Here is a 19,397-nt window from a genome sequence, read left to right as displayed (position 1 = left end):
AGTCGCATCCCTTTTTTTTAGCAACTGGCCTATATGCTTTTCTCTTTATTTCTCTATTCGCTTTTCTCTTTGCTTTTCGGTCGCTGCATTAGTTGCCAGCGAGAAGTGCTGCCGCTTTAGGGGCGAAGTAAGTAAGAATGCCATCTGCGCCAGCGCGCTTGAAAGCCAGTAAAGATTCTAGAATTACCGCCTCTTCGTTTAACCAACCATTCGCAAATGCCGCTTGATGCATGGCATATTCGCCGCTGACTTGATAAGCAAAGGTAGGTACCTTTAACTCATCTTTACAACGACGAACAATGTCTAAATAGGGCATACCTGGCTTCACCATCACCATATCAGCACCTTCTTGCACGTCTAAGGCAATTTCGTGTATGGCTTCGTCGCTGTTTGCAGGATCCATTTGATAGGTTTTCTTGTTACCGCCTTTTATGTTCGCTGAAGAGCCGACAGCGTCGCGAAATGGTCCATAATAAGCAGATGCGTATTTTGCTGAATACGCCATAATGCAGGTATTAATAAACCCCTCGCGCTCAAGTGCATCACGAATAACCCCAATACGTCCATCCATCATGTCAGAAGGTGCCACAATATCTGCGCCTGCTTCTGCATGTGACAATGCTTGTTTGACTAACACATCAATAGTGACATCATTCATCACGTAACCGGCCTCATCCACCAAGCCATCTTGCCCGTGAGACGTAAAGGGGTCTAATGCGACATCTGACATTAACATCACATCTGGAAACTGTGCTTTTAATGCACGCATAGCCGTTTGTGCAAGGCCATCTGGATTAAACGCTTCTTTGGCACACTCGGTTTTAAGTGACATAGGAGTAACAGGAAACAAGGCTAGCGTACGAATACCAAGCGCTACCCATTTTGCCGTCTCTTCTAATAATAAATCGATAGATAGACGCTCTACCCCTGGCATTGAAGGCACTTCTTCACGCTGGCCAGTACCAGGAAGAACGAATACAGGGTAAATAAGATCGTTGGTAGTAAGATGTTGCTCGGCAACTAAATCTCGCAGTGCATCTTTGGCACGAAGGCGTCGCATACGACGAGCCGGGAATGAAGCATTCATAAATTATCCTGAAATCGGTTTAAAGAGTACTTTGTTTCGTCCTGATTCTTTCGCAGCATAAAGCTGCTCATCAGCCAACCGAAGCAACGCGGCAGCATGATCTTCATCCGTGATAACACTGGTGGCCAGCCCTGCACTTATGGTTAGCTGTATTGCTTCTCCATCAAACGTGATGTGAGATTTTTCGATACGACCGCGAATCGCTTCTACCACGTGATAGGCGCCATCGCTGTCGGTATTCGGAAGAATAAGCGCAAATTCCTCCCCGCCTATTCGACATAAATCATCGGATAAACGAAGCAGCATACTTTGAATAATGCCTGTTATATGAATAAGACAAGCATCTCCGCCAGCATGTCCGTACTTATCATTAATACGTTTAAAATGGTCAATATCAATGACTGCAATAGACAAAGGTGTTTGCTCGCGGCGACTCCGTCTGCCTTCTGATTTTAACTTTTTATCAAAGTGACGACGATTATTAATACCAGTAAGCGGATCGATTGCCGTTAGGCGCTCTAGTTCTTGGTTAACTTCAGACAGCTCACGCAAGGTAATTTCAAGCTCTAACGTTCGCTCTTCAACTTTGTATTCTAAGTCATCTTGGTAACGCTTTTGCACTGCTAGTAAATCTTCTTTTGCCTTACTCGCCTGCTGCTCTTGTTCAAGGGCAAACGCTTGCGTGGTAATGAGTTCATCGTAACTGTGGCTATAATTGATTGCCAAAATAAGGGCTAAAATCACTGTTTCGACGGTGCCAGCGATAATAAGTAAATAACTCGTAGAAATACCTAAATTTATTATATTCACACTATCTAGGCTAACAACAAAGCCGCTAACCAATAAAAATAGCCACGCCACAGAGAAATATCGAGCAATCGCCACGCCTTTAAAAGATAGCCAACCACCTGTGTACATTGCTACAAACACAATTATCGCCAACATAACTAAATACAGCTTTATCGCGAATGGGTAAGGCAGCAATGTACTCGTTAATATACAGACCCCAAATGCCCACGCTGCTACCTTGGAAATTTTATCGACCAAAGGGCTAAATTCAGCAATAGGCAGTAAATGCCGGGAAAACAGTACGGCAAACAAAATCGTCGCATTACCAAAAATGAGTACCGCCTTACCCTGTAACCATACCTGCTCAGGCCATAAATAGGCATACCCCAACCCCTGCAATGAAGCCAAGGTTAAGCCTAAGCTCAGTGCATAGCCGGTATAGAATAAAAACGAGCGATTTTTGGTAGTAAAAAATAAGAAAATATTGCTTAAGGCCATGGCACATAAGAAGCCGAAAAACAGCCCTAGCGCTAGATTTTGGCTTGCTGCGTATTCTATAAATTCTTTTTCTTCCCATACCGCGATGGGCATGCGAATAGTGCCGCTAGATTCAACGCGAACCACTACGGTTTGCGGTGTAGCACTTAAGGGCAAGGAAAACAGCGGCGTATTATTTGCGATGGGACGTACATCAAAGGCGAGGTTATCTCCCGCTTGGTAACGCACAACGGGTGAACTTGATGACAGCGGGTAAACCGCAACTTCCACACTATCTAGCAAAGCATAGTCAATCTCGAAAAGGTAACTTACTGCGCGGGAACTATCAGGCGTGACAACAAAAGAGAACCAATGTACGTCGCTGCTCATTCCTAAATTAACTGGCGACACCGTTGGCGTCCACCGTTCTGGGGAGTTATCCGCGGTTTTATCAAGTACTGTTTCAAAAGTTAACCGTTCCTCGGGATCGCTAATAAAGGCTAACTGAGAAATTCGGCTATTTGTGGTTCGCTCGGGGACTACACTCAGTGCAACAAACGCAAAAATCGATACCGCAATAACGGTAATAACGAAGAGATAAAGATCGTAATTGCGAACCCCTTGACGATTTATGTGCATTACCATTAATCACTGATACAAAATAAACGACAAGTATTAGCATAACTGCTATCTCGCAATTTATCAGGGGCAACCTGCATTAGTTCGCTAATTTGTTCACCAATATGAGGTAATAGCGCAGGCTCGTTGTTACGTTTTCTTGGACGTAGAGTTTTGGGGAATAGGTAAGGGGCATCAGTTTCTAGAATGATACGTTCTAAGGGAATGGTTGGAATGGCGCTACGAAGGGCTTCTCCGCGCTTTTCATCGCATGCCCAGCCGGTAATGCCAATATACAGCCCCATATCTAAATAAGTACTCAGCTGCGTGGTATCGCCTGTAAAACAATGGGCAATACCGCCGCTCAGAGACGGCAGCACCCTTTGCAGACAGGATACTTGTTGTTCAAACGCATCTCGCTCGTGAAGATACACTGGCAAGTTCAATTCTACTGCCAACGCTAATTGGGCTTCGAACACACTTATTTGAACATCTGGCGGAGAAAAGTTGCGATTGAAATCTAAGCCACATTCGCCCACCGCCACTACACCAGCGTCGTTGGCCATGCCTCTTAAACGTGCGTAGTCACTTTCAACCACATCTTTAGCATTATGGGGGTGTATGCCTAAGGTGTAGCTGCATATCTGCGGGAACTGCTGGTGAAGTGCTGCTGCCGCATCCCAGTCATTAGGGTGAGTGGTAATAATACACAGCCTGGAAACACCGGCATCCACCGCACTTGAAATAATTTCTTGAGGATTAAATCTGCGATCTAATAAATTAACGCCAGCGTCAAACCAAGGCATATTATTTTACACGTTTTACTTTCATACGTTTGTTATGCCCTTCTTTTTTCATATAAAAAGCCCCCATCATTCCGCGTTGAATCATAACAGTTTCATCTTCTTTCAGCTTCAATTCGGTACTGGTAGTTTGCTGCCAAACCGAGCCATCATTAAACGTTAAAATAAGATTTCCTCGTGCAGTTTTCGTTATTTTGTTAATAGTACCAGTGAACGAGTCAGCTAATTTTTCGGTGTGCTCTAAACCAAACTGTTCGCCTTTGGGCGCTGGGGCTTGGCTTACCGGCACTTCACGGCGACGCTCAGAGGCAACAGTGGGTGTATTGCTAGGTATTGCAACGGGTATACCTGCCTGAGTACCTGAGAGACGGTTTACTTGCTTTTCTACGCGGTCATAACACACTAAACGTTGAAGGCTATTCTTAGTCTCGCTGCACTTAGCTAGTGCCTCGCCTACGGTTTCCGCTTGTGCTAAAAAGGCACTAAAAGGGAGTACACTTACTAGTAGTAATAATGCACGTTTGTTCATGGTAAATCCTTTGTTCTACTTAATTGTTATTCGATTTCAGTGCCAGTTTCTTCGTCGCTATTCCGGCGACCTTTACCCGCATACAAACTGCCTACCACCACGCCTATTTCAAACAATATCCACATAGGGATAGCTAAAAGCGTTTGAGAAATGATATCCGGCGGCGTAAGTAACATGCCCACCACGAACGCACCAACGACCACATAGGGGCGTTTTGCTCGAAGTGACTTTGCATCGGTTACCCCAGTCCAGCACAGTAAGATAATGGCAATGGGAATTTCAAATGAGACCCCAAAAGCAAAGAAGAGTTTCAATACAAAATTAAGATAACTAGAGATGTCGGTACTGACCGTAACACCTTCTGGTGCCACACTATTAAAGAACGCAAATGCGATAGGAAATACCACAAAATACGCAAAGGCCATGCCTGCATAGAACAACAAAGTACTTGAGAGTAAAAGCGGTGCAACAAGCTTTTTCTCATTACGATATAGCCCTGGCGCAACAAAGCCCCATACTTGATAAAGTACATAGGGAATAGCGATAAAGAATGACAACACCAGCGTAAGTTTAAACGGTGCGAAAAAAGGTGAGGCAACATCGGTGGCAATCATGCTAGCGTTTTCTGGCATAGAATCCAGCAACGGCAAAGCGAGCCATTGATAGAGGTCTTGCGAAAAGTACGCCAAACACAAAAATACCACCAGCACACTTAACAGTGCTTTTAGAATGCGGCTACGAAGCTCAATTAAATGAGATATTAAATTGTTTGCGTCAGACATTTACTGTTTTTTATATGGTTCCTGAACCGACTCAGCCGCTTTTTTAAGCTCATCAACACTTTGTTCAAGCTCTGGCGAGAGATCTTTCAAGCCTTGCTGCTCAGCTTTCTTCAGGTTTTCGTGTAATTCATGCACGCGCAACTGATGCTCAACTTCTTGCTTAAAGCCCGTTGCTGTATTTCGTACACTTCGAATAGTGTTAATGGTGGACCGCATGGCACCTGGCAAACGTTCTGGACCTAGTATCAACAAGGCCATCACACCAATTACCAATAGCTCCCAAAAGCCAATGTCAAACATCAGGATTTTTCTTTAACGTCGCTCTGCGTTTTAGTTGAAACAGTGTCAGCAGTATCATTGTCTTCTACCTGCTTCTTCTGCTCGAAATCGGCATCTTGTTCGTTTTCAGTTACTGCTTTTTTGAAACCTTTGATTGCGCCACCTAAGTCGGTGCCAATCCCTTTCAAACGTTTTGTGCCAAAAAGTAAAACTACAATTACTAAGATAATAAGTAACTGCCAGATTCCAATACCGCCCATAAAAATAATCTCCGATACAACAGTAAGGACAGTATGCCACCCAAAGCGCAAGCTTTCACGTGAATATTTGCATGGATGAATAATCGTTGACGTTTATTATCACAACACGCATCCTGATGGTAATTAATTGATACGGATATCATTTCACCGCGTAATCGATAGAGGGAGTTTGGGTTGTTATGTTGTGTTTAGCTGTCTCATTGTGTTTATTGCTTAACGACCAGGGTGATAACCAGCCTATTCCTGCCCTCGAGGTAGCGAATAATGCACAAAACAATGTCGAACCACATCAACCTATGCAATGGTTTGATGTGTGGCAACGCAGCTTCACCGACTCTATGGACTTTACCGTAAGTAAGTTCGATGGTTTGTTCTCTGATGGCTCACAAGCCAAAGAAAAGGCAAAAGCAGAAGGTCGAATTCAACTTAGCTGGGAGCCTAGAACCAGAGATATTGCAGAAACCGATATTCGTTTTCGTATTCGTGTTTCACTTCCCCAACTCGAAAATCGCGTAGACTTGCTATTAAGTGACAATGAAGACGAAACTCAAAGCGATACGATAAAAGCAGCGCGCTCTCCCTCACTGGGAAGACAAGACAATACGACCATTTCGCTGCGCTTTCGCCCAGATCAAAACTCTCACTACTCATTTCGTGTTGGTGCAGGAAGACGGGACCAGCTGTATGTAAAAGCTCGCTACCGTGATGCTTATGCATTTAATTCCCACTGGGCCATGCTTTACGACACTGAAATATATCAATACACGCGGGATCAATTTGGCGCAGAGTTAGGCACCTCTATCCAGCATGTTAGCAGTAACAACAATGTTACTCGGATAAATAACCGCTTTTATTTTCGAGACAATAGCAACGACTGGTTGTGGCGACACGAGTTACAACATTTGTACCCTATCAACAACCACAACGCTTTGGTTTATAGCTTTATGGTGGAAGGCTTGAATAAACCGACCTATCAAGTAGAAGAGGTGTACACAGGTTTACGTTGGCGCAGCAATCCAATAAGAGAATGGCTTTATTTCGAGGTAGAACCCTTTGTATTGTGGCTTCGAAGCGAGGACTTCTCGCCGTCTTATGGTATGGCACTTCGCTTAGAAGCATATTACGGAAAAGGCGAGTAACTCTCGTTACTCGCCCTTTTTCATTTCTTTAGCGCTTTATATGCTTCGCTTTACACGTTAATTCTCACCCGTTAAGGGCGTAACGCGCGCTCGCCACGTGCTAAACCACACACGCCAGTGCGCGACGATTCAATCACTTCCGCACATTGAGCCATGGTAGCCGCAAAAGCGTCTAGTTTATCGGTAGTGCCCGTGATTTCAATGGTGTAGTTATTCGCATGAACATCTAAAATACGCCCACGGAAAATATCACTATTGCGCTTTACTTCAGCACGTACTGATTCAGTGCGAGTCGCCACTTTAATCAACATAAGCTCACGCTCAATATGGGTGCCTTCAGTTAAATCCACCACTTTAAGCACATCAATCAGCTTGTTCACTTGCTTAGTAATTTGCTCAATCACTTTATCATCACCATGAGTAATGATAGTAAGGCGAGATAAGCTGCCATCGTCAGTAGGGGCTACACAAAGAGAGTCTACGTTGTAACCACGCTGTGAAAAGACACCTACGATACGAGATAACGCGCCAGGTGCGTTTTCCATTAATACAGAAATAATACGTTTCATTAGGTACGCTCCGTCTTACTTAAGCGCATATCATCCATAGCGCCAAACTTAATTTGCATTGGATATACGTGCTCGTTCTGATCTACCGCTATGTCCATAAACACAAGGCGGTCTTTAAGACTGAAACATTTCTCCATCGCTGCATCTAATTCGTCTAATTTATCTACTTTGATGCCTACATGGCCATAAGACTCTGCTAGTTTCACAAAATCTGGCATTGAGTCCATGTAAGAATGCGAGTGACGACCTTTATAAATCATATCTTGCCACTGACGAACCATGCCTAATGCGCGGTTGTTCAAGGTAATGATTTTAATCGGCAAGTTGTACTGCAAACAGGTAGATAATTCCTGAATATTCATTTGAATACTACCGTCACCTGTTACCACTACCGAGGTAGATTCAGGGTGTGCAAACTGTACGCCCATCGCCGCAGGTAAACCAAAGCCCATGGTGCCTAAGCCGCCTGAGTTAATCCACTGGCGAGGCTTATCAAACGGATAATACAAAGCCGCAAACATCTGATGCTGGCCCACGTCAGAGCTTACATAAGCTTCACCATTGGTGTGCTTGTAAATAGACTGGATAACTTGCTGTGGCTTAATTACCGTATCGCCTTGCTCGTAGTTCAAACATTCACGAGAACGCCATTGGGTAATTTGTTGCCACCAATCCGCTAGCTTCTCTTTTTGACCAGACAGGTCTTTATTAACAAGCTGTTCTAAAATTTGGTCGAGTACTTTATCGACTGAACCAACCACCGGAATATGCGCGTTAATCGTTTTAGAAATAGACGCAGGGTCGATATCCACGTGAATAATATCGGCATGCGGGCAAAATTTCGCTACATTGTTGGTAACGCGATCATCGAAACGTGCGCCCAAGGCAATAATGCAATCAGCATTGTGCATGGTTTTGTTTGCTTCAAGTGTGCCGTGCATACCTAGCATACCCACGAACTGCTCGTGTGTGCCTGGCATGGCACCTAGCCCCATTAACGTACAGGTAACTGGTGCATTTAACTTTTCAGCTAATTCGATAACTCGTGACGACGCTTCAGATGTAACCGCGCCACCACCAACATAAAGTACTGGACGTTCGGCTTTTACCAAAGAAGCGACGGCTTTCTTAATTTGCTTTGTATGCCCACGCTCGGTTGGGTTATACGAACGCATTGTCACATCGGTTGGGAACACGTAAGGGTGGTCTTCAGCAACATTAACAATGTCTTTTGGTAAATCGACTACCACTGGACCAGGGCGACCAGTATTTGCAATGTAATACGCTTTCGCAATGGCTTCTGGAATATCTACCGCGCGCTTTACTAGAAAGCTGTGTTTTACGATTGGACGAGAACACCCTACCATGTCAGTTTCTTGGAAGGCATCTTCACCAATATGCATTGAAGGTACTTGCCCTGACAACACAACCATTGGAATTGAATCCATATAAGCGGTAGCAATACCGGTGATGGTATTGGTTGCGCCAGGGCCTGAAGTGACGAGGACTGTGCCGGTTTTGCCAGTTGAACGTGCATAACCATCCGCCATATGAGCGGCTGCCTGTTCATGACGCACGAGGACATGTTCGACATCTTGTTGCGCATATAAAGCGTCATAAATGTCTAGTACGGCACCACCTGGGTAGCCGAACACATGTGTTACTCCTACATCTTTTAGCGCTTCTACCACCATGGCAGCGCCCGACATCATTTTCACAGTTCTCTCTCCTGTATCGGTTTGGTGTATTGTCAGCGAATGTTGACGATGAGCGGACTATAACGAAGGAAGTAGGAAGATAAAACACCAAACCGCACAAAAGTGAGATATATATCCCAATATTCAAGATAATTAGGATGAATCTTTTGATGCGATGAAATTATTAGCTAATATTAGGATGAGCTTCACAACAATTTAACAATTAATCGTCATCTATATTTATTTCAAGGTCATTATCGTCATCTATTTCGACAGTATCGTCTGTATCTTCGGTTACTACTCGCTTTGAACCATAAATACTGGCCGCTTTGGGCCGGTTGATTCGGGTTTGATATTTGACCCAAGCTTTTGCCTGAGGTGTTTGTGGCTCACATTGCCCCAACGCAGCATTAAGATAGTTAATTTCAACATCAGAACTAGGTTCAATCTTGCCATCTACTAAGGCTGCAAACAAACTACCATGGGCTTGCAATAACTTGCTTTCAGAAATTGAAAAGTCACCGGAGCGAGCGAAGCCATATGGGTAGTGCTTTTTATCTGCAAACGGACGGTTAATCAGTTTCTCTCTGGATAACGTTGTCATATGACCCCTTATCTCAGCCTTTATAGCTATTATCATACTCCCCATCGTGCGCCGATGAGGACCCATTAGCCGCGCATCTGTGTCGCTTGGCTCATTACACTGATAATTAGATAGTTGGGATTAAGAATGCTGTCAAACTGAAAAACGAGATAAGAGAAAACTTAATAAAACTGTAAAATGCTTAGATAGAACATGCGCGTTACACAAGCAACGCACACATGGTAATCGTGAGTACTCGGCCTATTTTTTTAATACAGGTATTACTTCCTGCTTTTAGGCACCCAAGCCCAAATCATTTCACACAGAACAGGCTCGATACCTTGAGCATCGGTTACTTTAACCGCTACCGTAACTTCACCTTTCTCTTGAGTTTGCATTAACGCTATTTGTTCATCGGTAAGGTGCGCTACTGCATGCATATCACCCTGTGCGCGCTTCACATATTTAAAATTCATTTCTTTGATAAGCGGTAGTTTGTCGCCAGGTAAGTTAACCCCAACTACGAAGCCCGTAGAAGACTCCGCTAGCAATGCCATTGCAGCCGCATGCACACTGCCAATATGGTTTTGCGCTTTCTTGTAGTTTTTTTGGCGAAACGTTACCGACTTTAAATCGGTTTCCAGAATATCGATACTGACCGTGCCCGTTAGTTTCACTTTGTAGCGGAACATCCATGTCAACATGCGTTGACGTAGCCAAGTTGGATAGGTATTGGCTTTTTTTGCAAAGTTGCGCAACGGGTTTGGTACGGACATAATTTTCTCTCTGAAATACACTTCTTCTGGTTAGACCAGTTAACTTAATATTAACGCTGTGCTGTTGCAAGTATATTTGTTGTATAGAACAAAAAAGCAGCGCTGAGCGCTGCTTCTTAAGTCACTTAACTAATTAATGTTACTCAAGTCGCATATCTATCCCTACGAAGTAGAATCGACCTCGAGCACTAGCTGGGTAGGCGAAATTGGTCAAAAACGGCTCTTCGTTAGTCACATTTTTGATTCCACCATACACCATAAGCTCTTCGTTAATATTGTAAGAGAAATTGATATCGTGCTGCCAAAATTCATCCATAACGACCGAGTCATCATAATCACCTCGTTCGTAGTCTTCAATTTCCACGTAACCGACTAGCTGCTCATCCATATATTGTGTTTGCCAACCAATTTGAATGTCTTCCCACTGCCAAGTCAGATTAATGTTGCCAGCAAGCTCTGGTTTATTAACCTCGCCCAACTCTGGATTTACATCGTTTAGATCATTAGGGTTAGTGTACTGATCAATCTCATTAACTTTAGTACCAGATACTTTCGTCATAAAATTATGTGCACCGACGGCGAAATCGTAACCTACGCTAAAATCAACTCCTGATGTTTCAAGACGTGCAAAGTTAACCGCCGTTGTACGAAGAAAGTTGAACCCACCAAATTGTGGAGAGCTTGAATCAGTATTTCTTGTAAATAACGAACAAAAGTTTTCGTTCAGCGTTTCGCCAGAATAACAGCCATTAACTATATCGTCTGATGTTACTGAACTGATTGCTGATTCAATTTCGATACTCCAGTAGTCTGCGGTTAACGAGAAGCCTTCTAGCCAACTCGCCTGATATACAAAACCTAGGGTTGTGGTATCTGCCGTTTCTTCTTGAAGTTCAGCGTTACCTCCGGTCACACCAGGGAAAGCTGCCGACAATGGATCGGTGTAGATATAATTGCCATTTTCATCAATAGGATCGAAGCCGATAGACTGAAGGTCAGCAACACAGTTTGCTTGAATAATATCGGCAGCATTTGCGTCGTTGCCTCTTATCCCTTCGATAACACTCGCATTACATGGATCGGTAGGACGGAACGTGGCTCCGACCTCAGGCCCGAATAACTCATTGATATTCGGAGCACGGATGGCTTGCGACTGAGACAGACGAATCATCAAGTCATCAAACGGCGAGTACATTAAATTTGCTCTCCACGTTGTTGTATCACCGATGGTAGAGTAATCAGAATACCGAGCTGCCAAATCTAAAGTAAGCTCTTCTACCAGCATCTCTCCTTCTATCAGAGGTAGAGACACTTCAACAAATATCTCGCTAACATCAAAATCACCTGTTTCGTTCGCAACTTTGATTGAAGGTTGGAACACTAAGGAGTTATTGGTCGAATACTCAGATATTAACGTACCAGATTGGTATTGTGAGCCTTCAGGAAGGACACCTAACTGCCAATTATCAAACGTTGCTTCAGATTTCTCTTTGCGATATTCACCACCTAGAGCGAAAAAGACTGGGCCGTAAGGCAACTCAAAGTAATCAGAAGAGTCGCCAGCAATAGAGCCGCTTATAACTAGCTGTTCTAGCGTGGTTTGATCACGGCTATCATTGGTGATCCAATCTACTGCTTCTTGTGAAATACCCGTCGCACCTGCCCATATATTCAGTGGGACACAGCTACCGTCTCCGGGTGTAAATGAAAAATATCCAGGGTCATAAACCGGAATGTTAAAGGCGGTTGTTACCTGAGGAGTATTCGCGTCTAGATTGACGCGACAAGTAGCTTCACCGGTAGAGGGGTCGGTAACAGCGTCAATTGCTGAGAAAAAGCGATCAACAATAACGTTATTTTCAGTTCCTTTTTGTTCGAATTCGAACCTGCCATAATTTACAGCTAAGTTGTATTCCCAATCATTTTCAAAATAACCTTCAATACCTAAAACCGCACGAAGTGTGCGACGTTCGTTTTCAATTTTACCTTGGCCAATGCCAATAGGGTCTGCGGTAATTGCAACACCACCAAGCTCATTAGCAATAGGTTGGATAAACTCTGGCAAATAAGGGTTATCAGCTGCACCAAAAAGTAGATCCCAATAAGAGGACGGTTGGCTTTCATTTTCTGTTGTTTGCACCACGTACTTTAATTCACCAAAAACTGTCATGCTCTCGGATAAATCGTAGTGACCTAAGAAATTAAGCGATATTTTATCGTTAGGCGTAATAAGGTAACCGCGTTGCTGTTGAATTGTATTAAAAGAGTCTCCACCGAAACCTTCAAAATTCCCAGAAACTAAACCATCTTGAATAGGTCGGTATGAACCGTTTTCTGTAACATTCCAACACCCACCTAATGCACCGAATGACGCGGCACCAAATGAACTGTTGTAGCCTGAAAATGAGTCTAAACAATCGGGAGTTCCGTTGCCATCTAAGTCTATGTTGGTTGAAGGATCGAACCCTTCAAACGTGTAGGGGTTACCCGGCACGATATAGCCATACCCAGATGTAAATGGAAATGTCCTGTAAGGAAGAACTGCACGAGGATTAACGCTAGTAGCACGTTGGAATAAGGCTAATTCTTCAGCGGTAAGATTGGGCGCACTACCAAATTGATCAGTGAAATTTTGTATAAAATCATCTTGACTTGGTATGCTTAAACCAAAGTTGAATAGGCCTGTATTATCGTAGTTATAATACTGTGACAAATTCGGAGTACTGCTTCCAATATCCCCTTGCTGAAAGCGTAACGCAGGGTTTGTCCAATCTCGTGCTGAGCCAATGATCAACCCATTATCACGCTCACTTACCCTTACACCTTCGTCATTCTGATACTCAACACTAATGGCAAAATTACCTTTATCGTTATCAAAGTTTCTACCATACAAGGCCGACATGCTAATTTGCTCACCGTCGCCTTCTGATGAAATCCCAGAATTTACATCAAATTCGAACCCTTCATAATCATCACGAAGAATAAAGTTAACTACACCTGTAACAGCATCGGCACCGTATACAGCAGACGCGCCACCGGTAAGCACCTCAACAGATTTGATAAGCTTAACCGGAATAGAACCAACATCAACGGCGGCCGAACCCGCTACGCCACCAACATGTCTTCTACCATTTACCAAGGTTAACGTACGGTTGGTCCCCAAACCTCTCAAATTTAAAACGTTTGCCCCATCAGCGAAAGTTCCTGAGTCGATAGAGCTTTCTGAACTCGTAGATGAAAATAACGCAGGAATATCATTGATGACGTCAGTAATTGAGAATTCGCCTGAAAGCTGAATATCTTCTTCTGAAATAGATTGAACAGGTGAAGGAGATGCTAAATTTGGATCTCTAGCAATACGTGAGCCCGTAACAAGTACCTTCTCAACATCCTGTTCTTTTACTTCGGCATCTTCCTGTGCCTGTGCTAAGCCTGCATTCAGTGCAAGCGCAGATGCTATTGCACTTGCTAATAATGTGGTGCAGTAATGCTTCGATGATTGAAAAGCCATTTGTGTGTTTCTCCAGCTAGTTTTTATTATTCGGTAACGATTGTGTTTTATAATGTTTCTTAACAATACATGGGCGCGAAAATGGTGCGTTTACGAAAACTGTTGATTTATAGTTTTTATTTCGACAATTTATGCAGCTCAATTGCAAGGTCCATGCCTATGTAAATTAGGCGTAAAGTGCATTGACGGCCTTATTTCGCCGAGAATTATGCATAAGTATTTAATAAAATCTATTTAAAATGCAGAGAAATTAATCTGAACAGCATGGAAAGCTCTAAATAAGTGCAAATGTTTTTTTAAAAACACAATTAAGCTTAATTTGCACTACAGAAATGCACAATTGCACTAAATTTAAACAATTACTTGTACCTAACTTCGAATAAGTATTCACTATTGAATAATTGGAGCGGGAAACGAGATTTGTGACTGGCCGACATTCGCTGGGCCGACACTCGCACGCCGGGAACCGGTCGCGGGCCCACAGGGGTCGCATTATTCAGTCTGAAATCGTGCTAGTTCAATTTGAAGTGTAAAATTTGGAGCGGGAAACGAGATTTGTGACTGGCCGACATTCGGTCGCGGGCCCACAGGGGTCGTATTATTCAAACTAAATAATTTTAATTGATTACTTAAATTATGAAAATTTGGAGCGGGAAACGAGATTCGAACTCGCGACCCCGACCTTGGCAAGGTCGTGCTCTACCAACTGAGCTATTCCCGCATAGAGTCGATGCTGTTGCATCTGATGATACTCACTACCATTTGGATTGTGATAGGAGTTTTTTTTTGGAGCGGGAAACGAGATTTGCAACTCGCCGGGAACCGGTCGTGACCCGTGGGGTCGCGCTTTCACACTCTGAGTATAAACCTTTCGATTCACACTAAGTTTTTTTGGAGCGGGAAACGAGATTCGAACTCGCGACCCCGACCTTGGCAAGGTCGTGCTCTACCAACTGAGCTATTCCCGCATACAAAAAAAGGCACTTCGTTTTGAAGTGGTGCGCATTGTACAAAAATATTTTTATTTGGCAACCATTAATTGGATTTTTTTGTACAAACGCACCTTTCCCGCTTAAATCGTGAACACTTTCTCACGATAGTAGCGCATTTCTTCAATAGACTCGCGAATGTCATCAAGGGCAAGGTGAACCCCCTTTTTATCAAATCCATCTAAAACTTCAGGCTTCCATCGCTTAATCAGCTCTTTTACGCTGCTCACATCAATACTGCGGTAGTGAAAGTAATCTTCTAGCTCTGGCATGTACTTCACCATAAAGCGTCTGTCTTGGCCTATAGTGTTTCCGCACAAAGGAGATTTACCGGCATCAACATAGTCAGATAAAAACGCCATTGTTTGACGGGCTGCTTCAGCTTCATTCACCGAACTGGCTCGACAACGTGCAGTAAGCCCAGTTTCACCGTGTACACGGGTGCACCACTCATCCATATTATCAAGTACATCATCAGGCTGATGCACTGCAATAACGGGGCCTTCAGCAAGCACATTTAGCTGTGCATCTGTCACTATGGTTGCAATTTCCATCACCACACAAGTCTCTGGATCGAGCCCTGTCATCTCCATATCAATCCACACTAAATTACTGTCGTGCTTTGTCATCGGCTTCCTCTTAGTACTGAGGCATGGCAACCATGCCCTACAAACGTTATTATAAGCGCAGTATACGTGAACTAGAAAAGAATCGTGGCGAAAAAACCAAAACTTACACACAGACAGAAACGCCAAGTCGCAGCTAACAGAAGCAAACGGCTGCAAGATAAGCATGGTGACAATAAGCAAACGTCGGTAGATGAAAGCCAACTGATGAGCGGCGTTGTGACGGGTCGCTTTGGTAAACATGCCGATGTTGAAGACGCCGAGGGCAATGTGTCACGATGTCATATCCGCCGTACAGTAGACTCTGTGGTATGTGGTGATAAAGTACTATTCAGCAAAGGCGACGATGCCGACTCTGGCAGTGTACGAGGTGTTATCGAAATAGTTAACGATCGCCATTCAGTCCTCACCCGCCCCGACTTTTACGACGGCATAAAGCCCATTGCGGCCAATATCGATAAAATTATTGTGGTAAGCGCCACCCTTCCATCACTCTCTACGCACATTATCGACCGCTATTTAGTGGCCTGTGAAGACATTGGTATTACGCCGTTTATTGTTTTAAACAAAGTGGAGCTCCTTTCACAAAGCGAAAGAGAAACCATTAACGAACAATTAAAGGTTTATAACGATTTAGGTTATGAGGTACTTTTCACCAGCTGCAAGACCGGTGAAGGTATTGATGAGCTTAATGCCTATCTTGATAACAACGTTAGTGTTTTCGTAGGTCAATCGGGTGTAGGGAAATCTAGCTTAATTAATAAAGTATTACCTGGTGCCGACATACTCACCGGTGAAGTATCAGATAACTCAGGCTTAGGCCAACACACCACTACCGCAGCCAAACTACTGCACTTACCGGCTGGCGGCGATTTAATTGATTCTCCAGGCGTCCGTGAATTTGGCTTATGGCACATTCCTACCGAACGCATTACTTGGGGCTTTATTGAATTTAGAGATTACTTAGGTGGCTGTAAATTCCGTGACTGCAAACACCTTAACGACCCTGGCTGCATACTTCGGGAAGCCGTAGAAGAAGGTAAAATTAATGCTGAGCGTTTTGCTAGCTACCACAAAATATTAACCACCATGGACGAGCAACGTCCGAGCCACAGTCAACCACCTGGCGCATAAGGCTAGCATTTACTATTAATACGGCTTGTTGAAAATGAATATAAACACGACTTCAACAAGCCTGCCCCTTCTGGCTTATTCCAAGTTTGTAGCATACATAATCTTAAAGTTGCTTACGCGCTTATAAGTTAGGGTACAATTAACCTGTCTTTTTAATGGAGAGCTTTCGTGCTGGACTGGCTTAAAATAAACTTACAATACATTACCCCTAAACATTTGTTGTCTCGCCTAGTAGGCAAATTAGCGGCAGCAGAGCTTGGTGGCTTTACCACGTTTCTTATCAAGCTTTTCATCAAACAATATAATGTTGATATGAGTGAGGCATTACATTCAGATCCTGCGCATTACCGCAGTTTCAACGCCTTCTTTACTCGCCCATTAAAACCAGAAGTACGCACCGTTGACCCACGAGAAGATGTATTGATTCAAGCGGTGGACGGTACGGTAAGTCAATTTGGCGACATTGAAGTTGACAGTATATTTCAAGCCAAAGGCCATGATTACAGTCTAACCAGTTTATTAGGCGGTAAGCCAGAGTTAGCGGCGCCGTTTAAAGACGGAAAATTTGCCACTATTTATCTAGCCCCTCGAGATTACCACCGCATTCATATGCCGGTAGAGGGGACGCTTACCGACATGGTTTATGTGCCTGGTGAGTTGTTTTCTGTAAACCCGCTTACCGCACAAAACATTCCTGGCTTGTTTGCCCGTAACGAGCGCGTTGTGGCGTTATTCGATACGCCCGTAGGCAAAATGGCTATGGTACTAGTGGGTGCTACGATTGTTGCCAGTATAGAAACCGTTTGGGCAGGCACTGTGTCGCCACCTACCGGTAAAAATGTACAACACTGGACTTACGAGAAAGATACCGAAGCAAGCGTGCACCTTGCGAAGGGTGATGAGCTAGGCCGCTTTAAATTGGGCTCTACCATTGTGGTATGTTTCGAAAAAGACATGATTGATTTTGATGCATTAGCACCTGGACAAGTAACCCGTTTAGGTGAACCTATGGCCTTTGTTGCGAACGCGCCAGTAAATACTGATGCGAGCGCTGATTTAGGCACGCAAGCGACACCAAGCTAGTTTATGAATGCAGTAAAACGAAGTTTGATATCACTGCACTTTACCGTTGTCTTATTAGGCGGTACTGCGCTTTTTTCTCATCTAGTGCCTCTGAGTGCCAGTGATATCACGCTAATGCGATCGGTATTTGCCTGTATCGCATTATTTCTCTTCCTAAGACTTTCTAGCGAAAGTTTGACGCTGGCAAGCCGCAAAGATTATCTAATAGCCATAGGGCTAGGTATCTTGATGGCCTTGCACTGGGTAACCTACTTTGCGGCAATGCAGTACTCTAGTGTGTCGGTGGGTATGATTGCCCTATTCACTTTCCCCGTAATTACCGTACTGATAGAGCCGTTCTTCGAAAAAGTAAGCTTGGTATGGCAAGACATTGTATCTGCGCTTACCGTTATCGCAGGCGTGTATTTTATTGTGCCAGAAACGTCACTGGATAATGACATCACTTTAGGGGTGCTTATTGGTGTGGGCTCTGCGGTGCTTTACGCGTTCAGAAATCTGATCCACCGAAAACACTTCAAACAATACAGTGGCGCGAAAGCCATGGCGTGGCAAACCCTAGTGATTGCTATTTTCTTGCTACCTACCGGCAGCAATGAAATTACAGATGCCCCGATGAGTGCTTGGTTAATGCTTCTGCTGTTAGGTACTGTTTTTACCGCGTTACCACATGCATTAATTGCAGCAAGTTTACGTCATTTACGAGCAAAAACCTTTTCGCTGATTGCCTGCATGCAGCCTTTCTATGGGGTTATTCTTGCCGTATTGCTGTTGGATGAAAACCCCAGTGGAAACACGCTATTGGGCGGTATTCTTATTACTTCTGCATCTATCTATGAAACACTCAATACCCATAAGCTGCACGGTAAGTCAGAAAAGGAAAGCGACTAAATGCTTATTATTGCTCACAGGGGCGCGAGTACTCTTGCGCCTGAAAACACGCTTAAAGCATTTACACTCGCCTTCGAGCAGCAGTCTGATGGTATAGAATTCGACACCTACCAACATGATGATGCCATTATAGTATTTCACGATAAAACTCTTGGGCGCACCACAAACGGTTCAGGATTTTTATTACAAACTTCACTGGCGGATTTAAAGCAGCTAGATGCCGGGGACGGTGAGGTTATTCCTACCTTGGAAGAAGTGCTGGCTACCGTACCAGATGGTGCGCTGTGTAATATTGAAGTGAAGCACTTACGCAATGCTGAAACCTGGGTGCAAGACGTAAAGCGTGCAGTAGAAGATGCACAGATAAACCCAAATGCCTTACTTATTTCTTCGTTTAATCACCATTGGCTAGCCGAAATAAGCGCATTATGGCCACAGGTGGCTGTTGGCGCATTAACCGCCACCTACGCACTTGATGCAACGTACTGTGCCCGTCAGCTTAAAGCGAAATCTATTAATATTGCGCTAGATGTGGTGAATGCTGATTTTGTAAATGCGGCGAAACAAGAAGGGTTGGATGTGTATGTTTATACGGTAGACGAGCCAGAAGATATGCTTCAATTGAAATTATGGGGCGTGACAGGTATTTTTACCAACGTGCCCGATATTGCAAAGCAAGTTGTGGGTTAAGGGCTAAGGTTAAGGGTTAAGGGTTAAGGGTTAAGGGTTAAGGGCAAAGAAGCTAAAACTTAGCGTTTTTGTCTTAACGATAGCGCTT

18 protein-coding genes and 2 tRNA genes are annotated in these 19,397 nt (G+C 43.9%); 5 read left to right on the top strand and 15 right to left on the bottom strand.

Going from position 1 to position 19,397, the window contains the following annotated elements; all coding sequences use genetic code 11:
- Positions 1–88: 88 nt before the first annotated feature.
- From hemB to tatA, 7 genes are read right to left on the bottom strand one after another with little or no spacing between them, the layout of a single operon-like run.
- Entirely contained in the window at positions 89–1,087 is a 999-nt protein-coding gene (gene hemB / locus ALT761_RS02375) for a porphobilinogen synthase (protein ID WP_129736113.1), read from the bottom strand.
- Between the two features lie 3 nt (positions 1,088–1,090).
- Positions 1,091–2,992 (bottom strand): sensor domain-containing diguanylate cyclase, encoded by a 1,902-nt coding sequence (locus ALT761_RS02370; RefSeq protein ID WP_172602835.1) that lies wholly within the window; start codon positions 2,990–2,992, stop codon positions 1,091–1,093.
- A 5-nt stretch (positions 2,993–2,997) separates the two neighbouring features.
- On the bottom strand, positions 2,998–3,777 hold the full coding sequence (locus ALT761_RS02365; RefSeq protein ID WP_129736107.1) for a TatD family hydrolase: 780 nt from the start codon (positions 3,775–3,777) through the stop codon (positions 2,998–3,000).
- A 1-nt stretch (position 3,778) separates the two neighbouring features.
- On the bottom strand, positions 3,779–4,303 hold the full coding sequence (locus ALT761_RS02360) for a hypothetical protein (protein ID WP_129736104.1): 525 nt from the start codon (positions 4,301–4,303) through the stop codon (positions 3,779–3,781).
- Positions 4,304–4,329: 26 nt separating this feature from the next.
- Entirely contained in the window at positions 4,330–5,085 is a 756-nt protein-coding gene (gene tatC / locus ALT761_RS02355) for a twin-arginine translocase subunit TatC (protein WP_013785613.1), read from the bottom strand.
- Positions 5,086–5,385, bottom strand: a complete 300-nt coding sequence (gene tatB / locus ALT761_RS02350) for a Sec-independent protein translocase protein TatB (protein WP_013785614.1) — start codon at positions 5,383–5,385, stop codon at positions 5,086–5,088.
- A complete protein-coding gene (gene tatA, locus ALT761_RS02345; RefSeq protein WP_013785615.1) occupies positions 5,385–5,624 on the bottom strand; it encodes a Sec-independent protein translocase subunit TatA in 240 nt (79 codons plus the stop codon). Before tatA ends, tatB begins: the two co-directional genes overlap by 1 nt.
- 179 nt (positions 5,625–5,803) lie before the next feature.
- On the opposite strand from tatA, the gene ALT761_RS02340 reads away from it, so the two are divergent.
- Positions 5,804–6,763 (top strand): hypothetical protein, encoded by a 960-nt coding sequence (locus ALT761_RS02340; RefSeq protein WP_129736101.1) that lies wholly within the window; start codon positions 5,804–5,806, stop codon positions 6,761–6,763.
- A 71-nt stretch (positions 6,764–6,834) separates the two neighbouring features.
- Here the strand turns inward: ALT761_RS02340 and ilvN are convergent, their stop codons facing one another.
- The 8 genes from ilvN to orn form a co-directional block, all read right to left on the bottom strand.
- Positions 6,835–7,332: an acetolactate synthase small subunit gene (gene ilvN / locus ALT761_RS02335; RefSeq protein WP_013785617.1), complete on the bottom strand. Its 498-nt coding sequence runs from the start codon at positions 7,330–7,332 to the stop codon at positions 6,835–6,837.
- On the bottom strand, positions 7,332–9,050 hold the full coding sequence (locus tag ALT761_RS02330; protein ID WP_129736099.1) for an acetolactate synthase 3 large subunit: 1,719 nt from the start codon (positions 9,048–9,050) through the stop codon (positions 7,332–7,334). The genes ilvN and ALT761_RS02330 overlap by 1 nt, the downstream gene beginning before the upstream one ends.
- A gap of 202 nt (positions 9,051–9,252) precedes the next feature.
- On the bottom strand, positions 9,253–9,633 hold the full coding sequence (maoP, locus tag ALT761_RS02325; RefSeq protein ID WP_129736096.1) for a DUF413 domain-containing protein: 381 nt from the start codon (positions 9,631–9,633) through the stop codon (positions 9,253–9,255).
- 260 nt (positions 9,634–9,893) lie between these two features.
- On the bottom strand, positions 9,894–10,388 hold the full coding sequence (locus tag ALT761_RS02320; protein WP_013785620.1) for a DUF4442 domain-containing protein: 495 nt from the start codon (positions 10,386–10,388) through the stop codon (positions 9,894–9,896).
- 139 nt (positions 10,389–10,527) lie between these two features.
- Entirely contained in the window at positions 10,528–13,899 is a 3,372-nt protein-coding gene (locus ALT761_RS02315) for a TonB-dependent receptor (RefSeq protein ID WP_129736093.1), read from the bottom strand.
- A 645-nt stretch (positions 13,900–14,544) separates the two neighbouring features.
- A tRNA-Gly gene (locus ALT761_RS02310) sits at positions 14,545–14,620 on the bottom strand.
- Between the two features lie 171 nt (positions 14,621–14,791).
- A tRNA-Gly gene (locus tag ALT761_RS02305) sits at positions 14,792–14,867 on the bottom strand.
- Between the two features lie 104 nt (positions 14,868–14,971).
- Positions 14,972–15,517: an oligoribonuclease gene (gene orn / locus ALT761_RS02300; protein ID WP_013785622.1), complete on the bottom strand. Its 546-nt coding sequence runs from the start codon at positions 15,515–15,517 to the stop codon at positions 14,972–14,974.
- Between the two features lie 84 nt (positions 15,518–15,601).
- Here orn and rsgA point away from each other — a divergent pair, with 84 nt between their 5' ends.
- The 4 genes from rsgA (at position 15,602) to ALT761_RS02280 (ending at position 19,309) form a co-directional block, all read left to right on the top strand.
- Complete coding sequence (gene rsgA, locus ALT761_RS02295; protein WP_126872918.1) at positions 15,602–16,648, top strand: small ribosomal subunit biogenesis GTPase RsgA; 1,047 nt, start codon at positions 15,602–15,604, stop codon at positions 16,646–16,648.
- A gap of 168 nt (positions 16,649–16,816) precedes the next feature.
- Entirely contained in the window at positions 16,817–17,731 is a 915-nt protein-coding gene (gene asd, locus ALT761_RS02290; RefSeq protein ID WP_129736090.1) for an archaetidylserine decarboxylase, read from the top strand.
- A gap of 3 nt (positions 17,732–17,734) precedes the next feature.
- Complete coding sequence (locus ALT761_RS02285; protein WP_129736087.1) at positions 17,735–18,619, top strand: DMT family transporter; 885 nt, start codon at positions 17,735–17,737, stop codon at positions 18,617–18,619.
- Positions 18,620–19,309, top strand: a complete 690-nt coding sequence (locus tag ALT761_RS02280; RefSeq protein ID WP_129736085.1) for a glycerophosphodiester phosphodiesterase — start codon at positions 18,620–18,622, stop codon at positions 19,307–19,309.
- Positions 19,310–19,397: the final 88 nt, after the last annotated feature.

It is taken from the genome of Alteromonas sp. 76-1, from assembly GCF_900654235.1.
Classification (GTDB): domain Bacteria; phylum Pseudomonadota; class Gammaproteobacteria; order Enterobacterales; family Alteromonadaceae; genus Alteromonas; species Alteromonas naphthalenivorans.
This window is presented reverse-complemented; position numbering and strand designations above follow the sequence as displayed.